At 52.5% G+C, this 299-nt stretch carries 1 rRNA gene; it reads right to left on the bottom strand.

Annotation, left to right across the window (positions count from 1 at the left end):
* Positions 1 to 11: 11 nt before the first annotated feature.
* A 16S ribosomal RNA gene (locus QQ041_RS22075) occupies positions 12 to 299 on the bottom strand; the annotation flags it as partial.

The raw sequence follows: 299 nt of genomic DNA, 5'->3' as shown, positions 1-299 counted from the left end.
GTATCTTCGTATAAGGAGGTGATCCAGCCCCAGGTTCCCCTAGGGCTACCTTGTTACGACTTCACCCCAGTCATGAACCACAAAGTGGTGAGCGTCCTCCCCGAAAGGTTAAACTACCCACTTCTTTTGCAGCCCACTCCCATGGTGTGACGGGCGGTGTGTACAAGGCCCGGGAACGTATTCACCGTAGCATTCTGATCTACGATTACTAGCGATTCCGACTTCATGGAGTCGAGTTGCAGACTCCAATCCGGACTACGACGCACTTTTTGGGATTCGCTCACTATCGCTAGCTTGCT

It is taken from the genome of Vibrio sp. TMPB1044 (assembly GCF_030442075.1).
GTDB lineage: Bacteria > Pseudomonadota > Gammaproteobacteria > Enterobacterales > Vibrionaceae > Vibrio > Vibrio satsumensis.
The sequence above is the reverse complement of the archived record's forward strand: the minus strand, read 5'-3'. Positions and strand labels throughout refer to the sequence as shown.